The organism is Pseudoalteromonas fuliginea, from assembly GCF_000690055.1.
Taxonomy (GTDB): Bacteria; Pseudomonadota; Gammaproteobacteria; order Enterobacterales; family Alteromonadaceae; genus Pseudoalteromonas; species Pseudoalteromonas fuliginea.
Genome location: NZ_JJNZ01000017.1, coordinates 21,848 through 38,726, shown reverse-complemented (window position 1 = coordinate 38,726; position 16,879 = coordinate 21,848). Strand labels below are relative to the sequence as shown.

Annotated in this window: 14 protein-coding genes; 5 read left to right on the top strand and 9 right to left on the bottom strand. The window is 38.5% G+C overall.

Features of this window, described 5'->3' with window-relative positions; translation table 11 throughout:
• Nucleotides 1–16: 16 nt before the first annotated feature.
• Together yihI and DC53_RS15020 are read right to left on the bottom strand one after the other, a co-directional pair.
• Nucleotides 17–610 carry a Der GTPase-activating protein YihI gene (yihI, locus tag DC53_RS15015; protein ID WP_033028824.1) on the bottom strand — a complete coding sequence of 198 codons (594 nt, stop codon included), beginning with the start codon at nucleotides 608–610 and terminating at the stop codon, nucleotides 17–19.
• Nucleotides 611–1,364: 754 nt separating this feature from the next.
• The gene (locus DC53_RS15020; protein ID WP_007377271.1) at nucleotides 1,365–1,997 is read right to left on the bottom strand and encodes a c-type cytochrome; all 633 of its coding nucleotides are present in this window, start codon (nucleotides 1,995–1,997) and stop codon (nucleotides 1,365–1,367) included.
• A gap of 281 nt (nucleotides 1,998–2,278) precedes the next feature.
• Between DC53_RS15020 and yihA the strand changes: the two genes are divergently transcribed.
• Entirely contained in the window at nucleotides 2,279–2,947 is a 669-nt protein-coding gene (gene yihA, locus DC53_RS15025) for a ribosome biogenesis GTP-binding protein YihA/YsxC (protein ID WP_008137691.1), read from the top strand.
• Between the two features lie 9 nt (nucleotides 2,948–2,956).
• On the opposite strand, the gene DC53_RS15030 is transcribed toward yihA, so the two are convergent.
• The 3 genes from DC53_RS15030 to polA form a co-directional block, all read right to left on the bottom strand.
• Nucleotides 2,957–3,475 (bottom strand): DUF1285 domain-containing protein, encoded by a 519-nt coding sequence (locus tag DC53_RS15030; protein WP_033028823.1) that lies wholly within the window; start codon nucleotides 3,473–3,475, stop codon nucleotides 2,957–2,959.
• Nucleotides 3,472–4,059, bottom strand: coding sequence for a YceI family protein (locus tag DC53_RS15035; RefSeq protein ID WP_008137693.1), 588 nt, complete (start codon nucleotides 4,057–4,059; stop codon nucleotides 3,472–3,474). Before DC53_RS15035 ends, DC53_RS15030 begins: the two co-directional genes overlap by 4 nt.
• A gap of 484 nt (nucleotides 4,060–4,543) precedes the next feature.
• Nucleotides 4,544–7,279 (bottom strand): DNA polymerase I, encoded by a 2,736-nt coding sequence (polA, locus tag DC53_RS15040; RefSeq protein WP_033028822.1) that lies wholly within the window; start codon nucleotides 7,277–7,279, stop codon nucleotides 4,544–4,546.
• Nucleotides 7,280–7,803: 524 nt separating this feature from the next.
• On the opposite strand from polA, the gene elbB reads away from it, so the two are divergent.
• The 3 genes from elbB (at nucleotide 7,804) to DC53_RS15055 (ending at nucleotide 11,811) form a co-directional block, all read left to right on the top strand.
• On the top strand, nucleotides 7,804–8,451 hold the full coding sequence (gene elbB, locus DC53_RS15045) for an isoprenoid biosynthesis glyoxalase ElbB (protein WP_033028821.1): 648 nt from the start codon (nucleotides 7,804–7,806) through the stop codon (nucleotides 8,449–8,451).
• A 232-nt stretch (nucleotides 8,452–8,683) separates the two neighbouring features.
• Nucleotides 8,684–9,079 (top strand): c-type cytochrome, encoded by a 396-nt coding sequence (locus DC53_RS15050; RefSeq protein WP_007377277.1) that lies wholly within the window; start codon nucleotides 8,684–8,686, stop codon nucleotides 9,077–9,079.
• A 161-nt stretch (nucleotides 9,080–9,240) separates the two neighbouring features.
• Complete coding sequence (locus DC53_RS15055; RefSeq protein ID WP_008137697.1) at nucleotides 9,241–11,811, top strand: bifunctional diguanylate cyclase/phosphodiesterase; 2,571 nt, start codon at nucleotides 9,241–9,243, stop codon at nucleotides 11,809–11,811.
• A gap of 24 nt (nucleotides 11,812–11,835) precedes the next feature.
• On the opposite strand, the gene rep is transcribed toward DC53_RS15055, so the two are convergent.
• Complete coding sequence (gene rep, locus DC53_RS15060; RefSeq protein ID WP_033028820.1) at nucleotides 11,836–13,857, bottom strand: DNA helicase Rep; 2,022 nt, start codon at nucleotides 13,855–13,857, stop codon at nucleotides 11,836–11,838.
• A 161-nt stretch (nucleotides 13,858–14,018) separates the two neighbouring features.
• Between rep and ubiK the strand changes: the two genes are divergently transcribed.
• Nucleotides 14,019–14,282, top strand: coding sequence for a ubiquinone biosynthesis accessory factor UbiK (ubiK, locus tag DC53_RS15065; RefSeq protein ID WP_007377280.1), 264 nt, complete (start codon nucleotides 14,019–14,021; stop codon nucleotides 14,280–14,282).
• 41 nt (nucleotides 14,283–14,323) lie between these two features.
• Here ubiK and DC53_RS15070 read toward each other — a convergent pair whose 3' ends face one another.
• From DC53_RS15070 to DC53_RS15080, 3 genes are read right to left on the bottom strand one after another with little or no spacing between them, the layout of a single operon-like run.
• Entirely contained in the window at nucleotides 14,324–14,968 is a 645-nt protein-coding gene (locus tag DC53_RS15070; protein WP_007377281.1) for an NAD(P)H-binding protein, read from the bottom strand.
• Between the two features lie 4 nt (nucleotides 14,969–14,972).
• Complete coding sequence (gene can, locus DC53_RS15075) at nucleotides 14,973–15,635, bottom strand: carbonate dehydratase (protein ID WP_007377282.1); 663 nt, start codon at nucleotides 15,633–15,635, stop codon at nucleotides 14,973–14,975.
• Nucleotides 15,636–15,665: 30 nt separating this feature from the next.
• A complete protein-coding gene (locus DC53_RS15080; protein ID WP_008137704.1) occupies nucleotides 15,666–16,841 on the bottom strand; it encodes a methyltransferase in 1,176 nt (391 codons plus the stop codon).
• Nucleotides 16,842–16,879: the final 38 nt, after the last annotated feature.

Sequence of the window (16,879 nt, the reverse complement as noted above, 5' to 3'; positions counted from 1 at the left end):
TAATAACCCTTATTAATTACTTGTCTTCTTCATCATCTAGCCATTCATTTGCTAGATCATTTGATAAATACTGATCAAAGTCAGAATTTGACTTGTCTTCATCACTAAAGTCATCTTCAAGCTCTAGTTCATCTTCGTCTTCAAGACCTAACAATTCACATAAAACTTGATGACGAGCAATGCGGCTATTAAAATATTTAGCATCTTTGCCTGTTAGTAATTCACCACCTTCATGGCGCTCAACTAATTTAAGTAAACGCACATCGTTCTCAAGCGCTTCAAGCTCTTGCTCTGGTGTAAACTCTGGCTGTACAACTTTTTTAAGCTCAATAGTTGGCTTCAAGTTACGTTTCATTTCTACTTTTGGTTCAACAGCAGTTGCAACCAATGGCACTGGTTTTTTACTACCAATACGCTTATCTCTAGAACCTGATTGTGAATTTTGGCTATCACCATTTAATACATCCGGTGCATTACGCGAACCAGGCTTAGCGCCTTTGGTTTTTTTAACTCGTTGCTCTTTTAACGCACGCATCTCTTTAAGCTTATCTTGGCTTAAACGTACAGGTCCATTTGCTGGGCTTTTGCGTGACTTTTTCGTTCTACTCATATCTTGATCGTCTCACTTAAGAGGTTTTGAGCGAGGCGCAAATTAATGGGCATCGCAATGCTGGCATAGCCAGAAGAATTCAGTTTGCGCTTCAGAGGTTGGGCTTCTCTGTGTTATAGCGCCTAAACTAGCTTACTGCTAGTTATTAAACGGTGGGTATTGTAACAGGACAAATAAAAAGGCGGTAGAGAAAACATCTCTACCGCCTGCTAATCTGAGCGCCATTATCTGGACACTTCTCCCTTCGACTTTTTTTAGTCTTTATTATTTTTATTATTATCAGTCCGTATTGTTATTATTTTTACGTTCCTTGTAGCATTCCATTTTGTTTTTATTATTAAACTTCCATGAGTTTTTATTATTATCGGTCTTCCTGACTCTTTTTTATTATTTCCTTTAGTAGCACCAATCTTGTGCTATGTAGTCGTGCCGCGCTACTTTCCTTATAGCTATTTCCGTTTTTTTATTGTTTTTTTGCGACAGGGGTTAATCTACTCGTTAATAATTTTGTTACAACTAATTTATATCTTTTTTCTTACACTACATACATTAACAAATTTAACTTATTTTAAATTACAATGAGTTAATGAAAAAAAAATATTTAAAATAAGACTTTTCTCACACCACCGCATGGTCAATGTCTTACAAAGCATAACGGTAATATCGCTAATTTCGGACACAAAAAAAGCAGCTTAAGCTGCTTTTTTATACATATTGTAGTCTATTCATTAATTAAAAATAAATAAATACGACTTTAGTGTAAACCACCTAAGTACTGAGAAAGTACTTCAATGTCTTTATCTGTTAATTTTTTTGCAATATCGCCCATCATGCCATTTAGGTCATTATGACGAGTACCATCACGGAATTTTTCAAGTTGAGACTTGATGTATCCTGGATGCTGAAAAGAAATTTTTGGAAACTTAGCAAGTGACGAACCGTTACCACGTGGACCATGACATGCTGCACATGATGGAATTCCACGCTCTGCATCGCCTGCTTTAAAAAGCATTTCGCCAACATCAACGACATCTTTAGGTGTAGCACCTTCGGTCATGTTCATTGAAGAAAAATAAGCTGCTAGATCTTTCATGTCTTGCTCGCTAAGTGGCATAGCCATAGCGCTCATTACTGGATCCATACGCCCTTCTTTGCCGCCTGACGTCATACCTAATTTTAAATCCTGAAGTTGCTTAAGGATATAATCTGGATGTTGACCTGCAATTTTAGGGTAAATATTAACCGGCGCATTACCGTCTGGGCCGTGACAAGCCGCACACGTTGCTGATTTTTCTTTACCTGCGTTTACATCGCCATCAAATGCTGTTGCGTTGCTTGCTGACAACGCACCAAGCAATATTGTTAAAGATAGTGCTATTTTTTTCATGGTGAATTCTCTGTTTCCGACCCTGTATCATCTACAATCGTGATGCTGTAATACATATATTCTACACGATAATAAATTCTCTGGCACGTTTTCTACACATATTAAGCTTATAATTTACAGGGTTTTGACTTAGATTAAGCTTTAACATGTTTTAAATGTACCATAGGTACTGTTTTTAGGTGCTTAAATACGCTTTTTAATACATCCTTTATAGTATAAAATACGTGCCCTGAGTGAATTTGGTTTACTCAACGTTATTTTTTTAAGTTTTAGGAGAGCCTGTGCTCAAATCTCGTATCAAATATAATACTGCGTCTTTCGTAACAAGCGCTCCCGACATTACTAAATTACCTGCTGATACGGGAATTGAAGTTGCGTTTGCCGGTCGTTCCAATGCAGGTAAGTCGAGTGCATTAAATGCATTAACCGATCAAAAGCTAGCACGTACAAGTAAAACACCTGGGCGTACCCAGCTAATCAATACATTCGATTTAGCGGATGTTGACGATATGCGCCTTATCGATTTGCCAGGCTATGGCTTTGCTAAAGTACCAATCGAAATGAAAAAGAAATGGCAAAAGTCGTTAGGCGAATACCTACAAAAGCGTCAAAGCTTAAAAGGTATTGTTATTTTAATGGATATTCGTCATCCATTAAAAGACTTAGACCGTGATTTAATTAATTGGGCAATTGGTAGTGAAATTCCAGTATTAGCACTATTAACTAAAGCCGACAAACTAAAGCAAGGCCCTCGTAAATCACAAGTACTGCAAGTTCGCCGTGAATTAAGCACGCTTGATGGGGATATTACAGTTCATGCATTTTCATCATTAAAAGGCACGGGTTTACCAGAAGTAGCTAAAAAGCTAGATGAATGGTTTTTAGGACCTGTGATTGCTATACCACCTACTGATGAAGTAGTCACTGACGAAACTAACCCAGAGGCTTAAGATCTGGTGTTAGGATAAATAAAACTGCTCTTTGGCAGATTTAATAAAATAGCCGAGCTTATCAGACTCGGCTTTTTCAGCCCACTGATAAAATACACTGCGTGAAACTCGCGCACTACAACCATACGGTAGCCTTAAATAAGGCACCTTTGAACCTTTGTAGTCTTTTATATGCAAAGGCTGCTGAGCGCTCACCAGCCACTGCCTAGCTAGATTATCAATACAACACAACACCTGTCCTTGCGCTGTATTTTCAAAACGCCAATCAACAATAATAAACGGCGCATCATCAACCGTTATTGTTATTTTTTCGACAGGTGTTTTTAAATAAAATTGCTCACCTTCTTTACATAGAACAGAAGCAAACAACTTCACCATGGCTGGGCGTGTTATTTCGCTGCCATCGTAAAACCATTTCCCCTCATGATTAATAACAATTGGCTGCTCCCCACAATGGTTAGGCTGCCAACTATTAAAAGGTTTGCTTGGCTCGCTTAATTGCTTGCTAAGCTCACTTAAAGAAATCACTGTTTTTTAAGTGTAATTGCAAACGTAACAGGTACTGCTGTTGCAATTGAAGGTAAACCCGCTAATTTTTGCAGTTGTTTAACGCCTTCAGTTACACCAAAATCACTACTATTAATAATAATAGGTGTTAATGATGATACGGTTAAATCGCCACTTTGCGTGCTATTAACGAGTACATCAATAGCCAATGATTTTTTATTACCATGAAAATCAAGTTCCGCTTCAATACCTTTCAATACATATTGACCAGATTTTTTAAGATTACTCAGCTCTTTAGTTAAATTTGCAGTTAAAACAGCATTGGGGAATTTAGCTGCTTCAAATAATATTGCTGTTAAACGCTCATTACGAATAGGAATTAGAGTTTCGGCTGATGTTAAATCAACATTAACGCTAAACTCACCTTTATCAGAAAGCATACCTTCAAGGTTAGTAAAATGGTGAGCTTCAGCAATCGAATCTTTTTTAATTGAAACAAAGCTTAGTTGGCTTTTATCATTCACTAGCTGCCAATCGGCCTGAGCAACATTAGAAATAACTAAACTTGATAAAGAAAAACCTGCAATAGCTAATGCTTTAAACATAACGCACTCCTTAGTAATAAAATGAAAATAATAATATTACTTTGATGGTATCACCTGCGATGTACCCAAACCACCTCGAAATGACGAATGAATAATACAATAGGTATAGCGCAATAAATAATTTTTTAGATAGGATTTTCAGGTGTAAAACAAAAAACGGCCCACCAAACAAGTTGGTAGGCCGGTATAGCAAACTGGGGAGAAGCTATCAATTTGTTGCACCCTTTCAGATGCATCATCAACAGGATGTCCTACAGGATAGGACAGGCGGGACTTTAACAAAAGCACGCATTAAAATACAATCATATTCCTGTAAAACAGCTCGAATTGACGAACATATAACGATTTAATACAAATAGTTGCTTAAATTAACCTTATTTTAACTAAAGCTTGCACATAGCTAATTGAATCGCTGTTATTCGCCCTTTTACTTAAACATAAAAAAAGCGCCAAAAGGCGCTTTAATTAAAATGCTCAAATTGCATTAATGGGCTTGTTCCCAGTTGTCACCCTCGTCGGCTTCAACAATAAGTGGCACATCAAGCGCTGCAGCTTGCGACATCAGTTCACAAATATGTTTTGTATATTCTGGTGCGCAGTCTGTTTTAATTTCAAATACTAATTCATCATGTACTTGCATTAGTAGCTTAATCGTATTTGGCGCCTGTTCGTGTACCCAACGGTTAACACTCAGCATTGCTTTTTTAATAATATCGGCGGCAGTACCTTGCATTGGTGCGTTTATAGCAGCACGTTCGGCTCCTTTCCTGCGCGCGCCATTACGTGCGTTTATTTCTGGTAAATGTAGGCGGCGACCAAATATTGTTTCAACATAGCCATTTTCAGCTGCTTTTTCGCGTGTTGTTTCCATGTACTCTAATACACCAGGAAAACGCTCAAAGTATTTATCTATGTAATGCTGCGCTTCATGGCGTGGCACATCTAGTTGACGTGCTAAACCAAATGCCGACATACCATAAATTAAGCCAAAGTTTACTGCTTTCGCCTTGCGGCGCATATCGGTAGTTACATCATCAAGCTCTACACCAAATACTTCAGCGGCAGTTGCACTGTGTACATCTAAGCCGTTAGCAAATGCATTTAATAAACCTTTGTCTTGTGAAAGGTGCGCCATAATGCGCAGCTCAATTTGACTATAATCGGCAGCGACAATTTTATAACCATCTGCAGCTATAAACGCTTCACGAATTCGACGCCCTTCTTCCGAACGAATAGGAATATTTTGTAAATTAGGATCTGTTGAACTCAAGCGCCCCGTTGCAGTAATTGCCTGATGATAAGACGTATGTACACGCTGGGTTTTCTCATTCACCATTAATGGTAATTTATCGGTGTAAGTTGATTTAAGCTTTGATAAACCACGATGCTCTATAATTACTTTAGGTAGTGGATAATCATGAGCAAGCTCTTGCAATACTTCTTCTGCGGTAGAAGGTGCACCTTTAGGTGTTTTTTTGATGATAGGCAGGCCAAGCTTTTCAAACAACAATACTTGTAGTTGCTTAGGAGAGCTTAAATTAAATGGTTCGCCTGCTATTTCAAATGCTTCTTTTTCAAGTTCAATTAAACGCTCGCCTAATCGTTGGCTGTGCGCTGCAAGCATATTGCTATCTATTGCTACACCTGTGCGTTCAATATCAGAAATCACACTAACAAGTGGCATTTCTATATCTTCGAATACAGATTTTAGCTTTTCATCAGCCGCTATTTTTGGCCAAAGCACTTCATGTAGGCGCAAAGTAATATCGGCATCTTCTGCAGCGTAAGGCGCAGCTTTTTCAAGTTCAATTTGGTTGAAGGTAAGTTGCTTTTTACCTTTGCCAGCAATATCTTCAAAGCTAATATTTTTATGGCCTAGATATTTAAGTGCTAGCGAGTGCATATCATGGCGTGTACCCACACTATTAAATACGTATGACTCAAGCATGGTGTCAAACTTAATACCATTTAGCGCAAAACCTGCATTCGCTAATACACTTTTGTCGTATTTAAGGTTTTGCCCTACTTTAGCTTTGTTTTCATCGGCCAAAATTGGACCTAGCTTTTGCATTACAAATTCAAGGCTTAGTTGATCAGGCGCACCTGGGTAGTCATGCGCTAGAGGTAAATACACAGCTTCACCCGCTTTTACGGCAAAACTCATACCCACTAATTGCGCTTTCATGTAATCAAGGCTGGTAGTTTCTGTATCAAATGCAAATAACTCGGCACTATTTAATTGCTCTATTAACGTATCAAATTGCGCTTGCGTTAAAATAGTTTCGTAATGAGCATCTTCTACTTTTGGTAATTCAGTGGCTTCGGTAGGTACAGCTAAGTGTGTTTCTGCATCTTTAGGGTTATCTAGCAACTCAGCTAACCAACGACGGAATTCGCACTCACCATATAGTGCAATTAATTCGTCTTTGTTAGGTTCTTGAAGTTTGAATGTATCAAGATCAGATTCGACTTCAACATCACACTTGATTGTCGCAAGTTCGTAGCTCAAAGGCAGATGATCAAGAGCAATTGCTAACTTTTCACCTATTTTACCCTTAATCTCACTTGCGTGATCCATTACACCTTGAAGCGAGCCATATTTTTCTAACCACTTAACCGCCGTTTTAGGCCCACAACCTTCAACACCAGGGATGTTATCGACCTTATCGCCCATTAATGCTAAGTAATCAATAATAAGTTCAGGACCTACACCAAACTTTTCAACCACAGTAAGGGGATCTGAAATACTGTCGGTCATCGTGTTTATGAGCGTAACGTGTTCATTTACAAGTTGCGCCATATCTTTATCACCAGTGGAGACGAGTACATGTCGTTTTTGCTCTGACGCTATACGTGCAAATGTGCCAATAACATCATCGGCTTCAACACCTTCGATGCTAATTAGCGGAAAACCCATCGCTTTGATAATACTGTGTATTGGTGCTATTTGTGTGCGTAAGTCATCCGGCATAGGCGGACGATTTGCCTTATACTCGCTATACATGTCGTTACGGAACGTTTTGCCTTTTGCATCAAATATAACCACCATGTGTGAGGGATCATATTGTCTGATCAAGCTTTTAAGCATGTTGATCACGCCGTAAATAGCGCCCGTAGCCTCACCTTTAGAATTAGTTAAATGCGGCGGAGAATGATAAGCACGAAATAAATATGACGAGCCATCAACTAAAATAAGTGGGTTTTCGGGGATCTGAGCCATGGTGAATTTGGATCCTAAATGCAAAAAATTAAGGTGATTGTAAGCATGCCATAAGGTAGGAAATAAAACGACTGTGAATTATCAATCATTGTCTCATTTCAACTTGAGCAAGCTGTGGATAAGTATGTAGATAACAGCCACAAAAAATTCTTCCAAAGCATAATACAATGCCTAGAAAATACTTTAACTACATGTTTTTATTTAAAAAAGATAATACGAGGTTCTTTTTTTATTCTTTTAGACCAATGTGGAAAAAGGTTTTTTAACGACTACATCCGCTGTTACTCACTTCGATTATAGTCATCCAACCCAATAACCGGACGAGTATTCTAGCACAATGGATCGAAGATCATAGCGATCCTTTATAATTTTTTTAAAGGCAAAGTGATCGCAAATGGCATAAACCGCAAAACGACTTGTACTGCGAATGATTTTTGTACTAAAAATTTATTTTCGCGAGAAATTTTGAGCATGTTAAACTTCATCCGATCGACTTATAAAAAAGACTTTAGGGGCACAAAAGCATGAAAAACGTAGCAGTAATATTAGCAGGGTCTGGTGTGTACGATGGTAGTGAAATTAATGAAGCAATTTTAACTTTATTACATATAGCCAAAAATGGCGCAACGTATCAGTGTTTTGCACCAGATATTGAGCAACTTCATACCATTAACCATTTAACAGGTGAAGTAATGCCTGATAAACGCAATGTATTAACAGAAGCTGCTCGCATTGCACGAGGTGACATTAAATCACTGATTGAACTAGACGTGACTCAGTTTGACGCATTAATTGTACCTGGCGGTTTCGGTGCTGCAAAAAACTTATGCGATTTTGCAATTAAAGGCGCAAAAGCAAATATCAATCAGGACGTCCTTAATGCTTGTAAATCATTTGCAAAAGCGAATAAGCCTGCAGGTTATATGTGTATCGCACCCGCTTTGATCCCATTTATTTACGATAATGCCCAACTCACTATTGGTAACGATGTAGATACAGCACAAGCACTAAGCACATTAGGCGCCAAACATATTAACTGCGCAGTGGATGATGTAGTGATCGATGAAGCAAATAAGCTAGTTACCACTCCTGCTTACATGTTGGCACAATCGATTCTTGATGCGGATGCGGGGATCGCAAAACTAGTTACTAGCGTATTAACAATGAATTAATTTTGATCTTAAGATCTAAGAAGTTAATTATATGACTGATTACGCTTATTAAATTGCTCAACAAAAAACAATAAATAATTAAATTTTATTGCGTTAACGCAAAAAGTAGTCAGTTTTATTAATAAAAACGTCTCTTAGCATTTTATAAATTGGCTCAGAGAGTTATAATCGGTTTAATTTCCGTCATCTATATCGTGATTGATCACGTTCAAATCGAAGTGAGCAAGGCAAAATGAAAAAATTAACAGCTGCTGCATTATTATTGCTAGCAACCACCGCATACGCACAGCCATATGATAACTCTATGACTGAAGATGCAATTAAAAAACGTCTCGCGCCGGTTGGTGCTGTGTATCTTGAAGGTGATAAAGCAGCTGTTGCTGCAGTACCTACAGGCCCACGTTCTGGTGAGCAAGTATATCAGGGTGCATGTTTTGCATGTCATGGCACTGGTGCACTAGGCGCGCCAAAGTCAGCTGACGATTGGGCTCCACGCATAGCTAAAGGTAAAGACACTTTACTTGGGCATGCAATTAATGGTTTTAATGCAATGCCGCCAAAAGGCACTTGTATGGATTGTTCTGATGATGAGATAAGCGCTGCAATCGATTTTATGACATCTAAATAAGTATTTGTAAAATAAAAAAGGTTTACCTATGGGTAAGCCTTTTTTAATACCTTTTTAACGCTTTTAGCGCCTTAATTAGGGTAATATCCACTTGACGATCGCCGCTAAAAATGAAATTATAAGGCTAATAACTATACAATAATAATAGTCGGTTAACGTCATTGGAAGATAAACTCTCAGCATCGAGTAAGTTAGCGTATCAAAACAAGCGCCTTAAAGTGCTACTCGAAAAGTACAAACAATCCCATCACCTACAAAATGCGCTGATCCAACTATCAGAGCAAGCTAGTACTGTTGCTGAGTTAACTCTGTTATATCCCGCTATCCATGACATTTTACAAAAATATGTGCCTAGTAAAAGTTTTTATGTCGTTTTATCGAACCAAGACACACAATCATTAGAGCTTTCTTACTTTTCAGATGAAAAAGATGGAATTGCAGTTGCACTCAACCAAACAAACAGCTTTGATGAAGGCGCGACTGGCTATGTATTTAAACAAGGCAAAACAACCTGTTTTACTAAGCAGCAAATGCAAGACGCAGCTGCAAAAGGTTTATTTAAAGCATTAGGCACCCCCGCCGAGCATTGGGTTGGCGTACCTGTTTATCAGGAAAGAAATATCATTGGTGTGCTCGCTGCACAAAGTTACGATACTCGAAAAGGTTACAGTGACCAGCAAATACAATTGCTTGAGGTTATGTCACTTTACTTAGCAACAGCAATAGAGCGTGTTAAAAAACGAGAGCTATTAGAATCAGAAGTTAAAATTCGTACCCGTGCACTCACTCAGAGTAATGACGCATTAAACCTAGAAATAGAGCAACGAAAACGCGCACTTCAACGTCAACAAATTCTATTTAAAATTTCAGAATTAGCGACTCAAGCTAAAAACCTTAACGATGCTTACGTTAAAATACATGAAATAATAAAAACAATTACCTATGCAGAAAATTTATATATTGCACTTTATGATAAAGAATCTGGCTGGATCAGCTTTCCTTATTGTGTTGATGAATTTAAAGATAATACGCAACCAAGACGCTTTGCTAAAGGCTATAGTGAGCTAGTTATAAGCACCGAAGAAACACAACTTATACATCCGTGCAGAGCAAAAAAATTAATAGAGAAAGGCGTAGTACAACGAGCTAAACCAGTAAAAAAAGAGCAAATGGCCACCAGTTGGTTGGGTGCTCCACTAAAGACCTCGCAAGGAGTTATGGGTTTAATTGTTTGCCAAGCCTATTACAACAAACATATTTTTAACCAAGATGATTGCGAACTTATCACCTTTGTATCGCATCAAATTGCAGCTGTATTGCAAACCAAACTAGCTAACCAAGCAATAAAAAAAAGCCACCAAGAGCTAGAGTTTCGGGTGAGCGAAAAAACGAAAGAGTTACGTCAAACTAATTTACATTTACAAATGCAAATGGAAGAGCGAAAAAAAATAGAACAGCAGCTTTATCATGATGCACATCATGACTCTCTCACTAGTTTGCCTAATCGTAGTTTATTTTTAACACAACTAGAAAAAACGCTACAACATTTTCAACGCTTTCCTGAACATCATTTTGCTGTGTTATTTATAGATTTAGACAAATTTAAAGATATAAACGACCAGTTAGGACATCATGCCGGTGATCAATTTTTAATTAGTGTCGCAGAGCTATTTTCTCAGTGCATACGCGAGCACGATTTACTTGCTCGCTTAGGCGGGGATGAATTTGTTATTTTATTAACGCATTTAACCGAGCCACAGCAAGCGGAAGACGTTGCAAATCGTATTATTGATTTAATGAAGAAACCATTTAGTTTAAAAGGTACCTCTCTTCAAAGCGGCGCGAGTATAGGAATAACCTACTCAAAGCACGACTATACACACACAGACGAAATTATTCGCGATGCTGATGCAGCTATGTATTATGCAAAAAATTCGGGCCGAAATCGCTACGAGTTATTTCATCCACTCTTGTCACAATCAGTATCACAGCAAGAATTACATATATTGCATCATTTAGATGCATTACCAATGAGCTTTAGAAGCTCAGAAATTATTACCTTAGATGAGCAACATCAATCTGAATCATTATTTGAAGCATTTGGTGAACACCCAATACTTGGTTTTACTAGCTTTGATATTTTGAAAAAGTTTGCATCCGACAAAGAACAGCATCTTGAGGTAGAATTACAGCTACTACAACGAGCTTATGCACAAGCGCTTGAAGCTAATGTAAGTATGGCACTTGTGCCCTGCTCTTGCCTGTTATTAGAGCCTCATGAATTTACTTTATTCACCGAAGTACTGAGCAAACAAATTGGCCAAAGCCAGCTTTGTCTATTATTTGATGAGCAAGAAATTCGCCATGCATGTGCTACACAACTCGAAAATCTAAAAAAACTTCCCCAGCTTGGCTACTCCATTGGATTAAACAATTTTGCTAGAGATAGATGTGAACTTAATTTATTAACCGACGTTAACTTCGACTATTTATTACTAAGTTCAACATTTAGCAAGCGTATTCTACAGCAGGAAAGCTATGATTTTCAGTTACAAGGCGTATTAGCAATAACTAAACTTAAAACAATAAAGGTAATAGCCAAGGGCCCATCAATACTCAACTTTAGAACATTATTAGATAAACACGGTTTAGCTTTTTTTGTCGGTAAACAACATTCTCTTGTTTGCGCTGAGCAATCTCCAACAAGCACAACGCAATCACAGCTCAGCTAAGAAATTACCCTTTATAGTAGTTAATTACTCAGGTTTTTTATTAAACATAGCCCGTAAATTAGCGACTCTTGCTTGGCCTTTTTCCATGCGCTCTGCTTGCGTATTTGGCGCCTTTTTGTTTTCGAACGCGAGATCGTCCTGCGGTAACTCTTGTACAAATCGGCTTAACTCAGTTTGTGAGGTTTCACCAAATTGACGACGAATTTTTGCATAAGTAAGTGTTAACTCCTGCTGTGCGCGAGTAATACCAACATAAGCTAAGCGGCGCTCTTCATCTACGTTGTCCTCATCAATACTGACCTGATGCGGAAGTAAGCCCTCTTCCATACCCACCATAAATACGTATGGGTACTCTAAGCCCTTTGATGCATGTAGTGTTGATAAGTGCACTGCATCAGTTTCATCTTCTTCTTCGTTACGCTCAAGCATATCGCGAAGGGTTAGCTTACTAACAACCTCAGCCAATGTCATTGGTTCGTTATCGGCATCACCGGTCAACATATCGGTGATCCAACGATATAGCTCGGATACGTTTTTCATGCGCATTTCAGCGGCTTTTGCGCTAGGGGACGACTCGTACAAATACGCCTCGTAGTTAATATTACGCACCAAGTCTTTAACTGCTTCAAGCGTGTCGCTTCGTACCGCGTTATCAGATAGCTCAACAACCCAACGAGCAAATCCAGCAAGCGCATTAAAGCCACGCCCTTTTAGTCTGTAGCCTAAATCGTTATCAAAGCAAGTAGCAAACAAGCTCGCATGTTTTTCGTTAGCTAATGTGCCAAGCTTTTCAAGGGTAACCGTACCTATTTCACGTCGTGGTGTATTTACGATACGTAAAAATGCATTGTCATCATCTTGATTAACTAGCAAACGTAAATACGCCATAATATCTTTAATTTCTGAGCGAGCAAAAAACGACATACCGCCACTAATTTTATAAGGGATACGGTTACTCATTAGTGATTTTTCAAAGCCACGCGCTTGATGATTACCACGATACAAAATAGCGTAGTCTTTATAGCTTGTGCGCTTCATAAACTTATGCGAGATTATTTCAGCAACTACGCGCTCAGATTCATGCTCTTCATCGCGACACCCTATTACTTTTATCGGTTCACCGTAACCTAGCTCACTAAATAGCTTTTTCTCTATATCGTGAGGGTTATTGGCAATTAAAATGTTAGCCGCTTTTAGTATTCGCCCTGCACTTCGATAATTTTGCTCAAGCTTTATTAGCCTAAGCCCTGGGTAGTCTTTACCTAATAACACTAAGTTTTGCGGACGTGCACCACGCCAAGAATAAATTGATTGGTCGTCATCACCTACCACGGTAAAACGGGCACGCTCGCCTACTAGCAATTTAACAAGTTGATATTGGCTCGTGTTGGTATCTTGATACTCATCCACCAACAAATATTTAAAGCGTTGCTGCCAACGCTCACGCGAAGTGGCATTATTAGTGAGTAACAAAGTAGGGATCATAATTAAATCATCAAAATCCAGTGCGTTATATGCACGTAGCTGATTTTGATAGCGAGCATAAAGCTGTGCAAACAAGGCTTTTTGCGCATCGCGCGCTTCACGTATTGCTTGCTCTGGCAGTACTAATTCGTTTTTCCAACTACCAATTTCCATTTTAAGTAGTTTGAGTAGGTCTTTGTCTTTTTTTAGTTCGTCTTCGGTGAGCTCACTAAGAAGCTGATTAGTATCTTGATCATCAAATAACGAAAAGCCAGGTTTAAACCCCAATGTGCTTAATTCTTTTTTTATTATTTCTAAACCGAGTGTATGAAACGTTGATACCCATAAACCTTTAGCGTCTTGCTTACCGAGCGTTTGCAGTACTCGCTCACGCATTTCTTTCGCTGCTTTATTGGTAAAAGTAACGGCGGCTATATTTCGCGCTTTGTACTCACATTTTTTCACTAAATAAGCGATTTTATTCGTAATAACACGGGTTTTACCAGAGCCTGCGCCTGCGAGTACTAAGCATGGACCACTAATATATTTTACGGCTTCATCTTGTTTAGGATTGAGTTTCATAACGACCAAAGAAATTTAAAAGACGCGCAATTTTAACGTAACCATTACTGCGAGCATAGCAATTGCCTTAATTAATTAAGGTAAAGATGATCATGTGTTAAATACCGTGGGTATAAGGTAATATTAGTTATTATCATTTAGGCAATGCCGAAGGGACAAATATGATCAACCCAGCAAAACTTGAAGAAATTGCTAAGCAAATTACTAGCAATATGCCACAAGGTGTAAAAAACCTAGCAGACACACTCGAAGGTAAAACAAAGCAAGTTTTACAAAACAAGCTTGCTGAGATGGACTTTGTGAGCCGTGAAGAATTTGATGTGCAAAGCCAAGTACTTATTCGTACTCGCGAAAAGTTAACCGAACTTGAAGCTAAAGTTGCATTGCTTGAGCAACAACTTAGCACTGAGACTGATACTGAATAATTACAAAGGCAGCTTAGGCTGCCTTTTGCGTTTTACTAAGTTTATTCAAATAGCTCATCAAGTACGTAATAAAATAACTTAGTCTGTTGCGCTAAACTCACACTCAGCATTTTTTGCGCAACTTGCTCGCCAGTTATTGGTTTGTAACGCTTTAAAAATGGAAGTCGTGTAATAACAGGAAAAATAATACTGCCTATTTTTTCTGCCACTCTAAATTGCTCACGATCACCTAACAATAAAGACGGTTGAAAAATGCTTACTTTATCAAAAGCGAGTGCTTTTATATGCTGCTCAAGCTCACCCTTCATTTTTAAATAAGGGCTATTGCTGTGCGTGTTCGCCCCGCTTGATGACACTAAACAATAATGCGTAACGCCATTACATGCCGCTAACTGCGCCGCTATAAACTGATAATCAAAATCAACTTTACGCTGAGCTTGTATCGATCCAGCTTGCTTACGGGTGGTGCCCAAACACGAAAACAATACGTCACCTTTAAACAGCTCAACGTATTGAGTTAATTTTTCAAAATCAATAACATGATTAACTAGCTTTGCGTGTAAAATAGGCAAAGCCCGACGGCTCAACGTAACCACTTTGGTATAATGCTCGCTATTAAGTAGCTTATGGAGCAACTCATTACCGACCAAACCTGTAGCACCAATTAATACCGCCGTTTTAGTCATGAATTTATTTACTCTCACCCACTTTATTAAGTACGTGTTGTACTGCTCTTTTATAGCTTTGCGTTTCTTCGCTCGCGCACGTCACTACAGATTCTAGATCATGAAGATGCCCGTTTTCTAAACCATACACCCAACCATGAACGCTTAGCTCTTGGCCACGCTCCCAAGCATCTTGCACTATATTAGTACGGCATACATTACGTACTTGCTCTATTACATTTAGCTCAATAAGGCGGCTTAATCGTTCGCTTTCTGGCATTGCGTCAAGTTGTTCAAGGTGCTTTTCTTTTACATCCCCTACATGGCGTAGCCAGTTGTCAATAAAGCCAAACTTTGCATTGCTTAAAACGGCTTGTACGCCACCACAACCGTAATGCCCCACAACCATGATATGTTTTACTTTTAAAACCTCTACAGCGTACTGCATAACCGATAAACAGTTATGATCGGTATGTACAACCACGTTAGCAACGTTACGATGTACAAATAATTCGCCTGGTAGTAAATCAACTATTTGATTAGCAGGTACACGAGAGTCTGAGCAACCAATCCATAAATATTCAGGATTTTGTTGCATAGATAAAATTTTAAAAAACTCAGGATCTGCTTCACTTGTACGAGCAGCCCAACGTTTATTGTTATCGAATAAATTTTTTAACTTTCTCATTGCATCTCTTATTAAGTCGAGGGCGGAAATTTAGTGGATATTAGCAAGAATCAAAATATTGCGAGGCGTTAACTGCTTTTCACAAAACGTTTTAACGCTTACTTGATAGCCTTGCTGTTGCAAATATAAAGCACGATCGAGCACAAGCCAAACCTCAATTGCCCTTCTGAACACATGTCGAACCAGTTCAACGCGATCAGTTATTTTTTTTCGAGCCTGCCCAATAGATAAATATTTATTGTAATCAGTATCTTGAGGTATGTTTAGTGTCTTTTTTTCTGCTGCCCATCCGCAAAATGATTTAAACGAATCTGAGAATATAGCTTTATTAACCGAAGGAACACTTACGTAGTGTTGTTCGCCAGTAATCGACTTTCTTAGTGCATCAAAACCGAGTCGCCATTCTAGTTCTGTTTTGCGCACTTTTTCTAAACGAGAAGGCGCAGTAACAGTTTCTTGTAAAGCGAGCTTTAAATCGCGGTGTGTTAGGTTTAGTCCACTTTGTTTTGCAACCTCACTCATTGCAAGGTATTCATTAGCCGTAAATAAATGATAACAACAAGGTGAAAAACTAATTTGTTGTACTTTTGCTAAACTTGCTTGGCGCATAAATGTTTGGTGTAAACCTCCACATGCGTGAAGTGCTACAGCATGCATATCTGTATTAAAAAATTGAGTGATATCGTCTTTTAATACATTTGCTTGGCTAAAGTGCATTACCAAGCCTTGTTGCTGTACACTTTTTTGTCCTTGCTCGCATAAGCTTTGTTGCAGTTCAATACTATGCACATTACTTGCGCCATTAAACGCAAGCATTCGCCCTAAGTGCCCTTTACCGGCGCACCATTCTAAAACTGGTTGCTTAGTATTAGGTAGTGCAGATACAAAATCTTTTAACTGCTCAAATTTACGGCCTTTAATGCCGTTACTCAGCCAAAAAGGATAATCAACTTTCGCGTGTGCGGTGCTAGGTAATTCGCATAAATTAGCGAGCTCATCAAGTTGGTTTATATGATTGCTAAAAAATTGATATAGTTTATCTTGATCATTATCAAGTGCGATTACTTGATCATCCGTTAGATTATTGAGTGTGTCTTGCAGATCTCCCCAAGGAATCGCGTCAAAATCAAACGCAGTGCACTGCCAATAATGACGATTACGCATGAGTAATGAATCAAGTGCAAAAAATTGTTCCGCTAAAGTCATAACTGCTTAAAGTATAAAAAAGACAATTAATTATACCA

What these genes read in the sequence shown, in the direction of transcription:
- DC53_RS15035 (WP_008137693.1), bottom strand. Translation starts at nt 4,059, where the DNA reads ATGTTTAAAGCATTAGCTATTGCAGGTTTTTCTTTATCAAGTTTAGTT.
- can (WP_007377282.1), bottom strand. Translation starts at nt 15,635, where the DNA reads ATGAGAAAGTTAAAAAATTTATTCGATAACAATAAACGTTGGGCTGCT.
- yihI (WP_033028824.1), bottom strand. Translation starts at nt 610, where the DNA reads ATGAGTAGAACGAAAAAGTCACGCAAAAGCCCAGCAAATGGACCTGTA.
- DC53_RS15020 (WP_007377271.1), bottom strand. Translation starts at nt 1,997, where the DNA reads ATGAAAAAAATAGCACTATCTTTAACAATATTGCTTGGTGCGTTGTCA.
- ubiK (WP_007377280.1), top strand. Translation starts at nt 14,019, where the DNA reads ATGATCAACCCAGCAAAACTTGAAGAAATTGCTAAGCAAATTACTAGC.
- DC53_RS15050 (WP_007377277.1), top strand. Translation starts at nt 8,684, where the DNA reads ATGAAAAAATTAACAGCTGCTGCATTATTATTGCTAGCAACCACCGCA.
- elbB (WP_033028821.1), top strand. Translation starts at nt 7,804, where the DNA reads ATGAAAAACGTAGCAGTAATATTAGCAGGGTCTGGTGTGTACGATGGT.
- rep (WP_033028820.1), bottom strand. Translation starts at nt 13,857, where the DNA reads ATGAAACTCAATCCTAAACAAGATGAAGCCGTAAAATATATTAGTGGT.
- DC53_RS15070 (WP_007377281.1), bottom strand. Translation starts at nt 14,968, where the DNA reads ATGACTAAAACGGCGGTATTAATTGGTGCTACAGGTTTGGTCGGTAAT.
- DC53_RS15080 (WP_008137704.1), bottom strand. Translation starts at nt 16,841, where the DNA reads ATGACTTTAGCGGAACAATTTTTTGCACTTGATTCATTACTCATGCGT.
- polA (WP_033028822.1), bottom strand. Translation starts at nt 7,279, where the DNA reads ATGGCTCAGATCCCCGAAAACCCACTTATTTTAGTTGATGGCTCGTCA.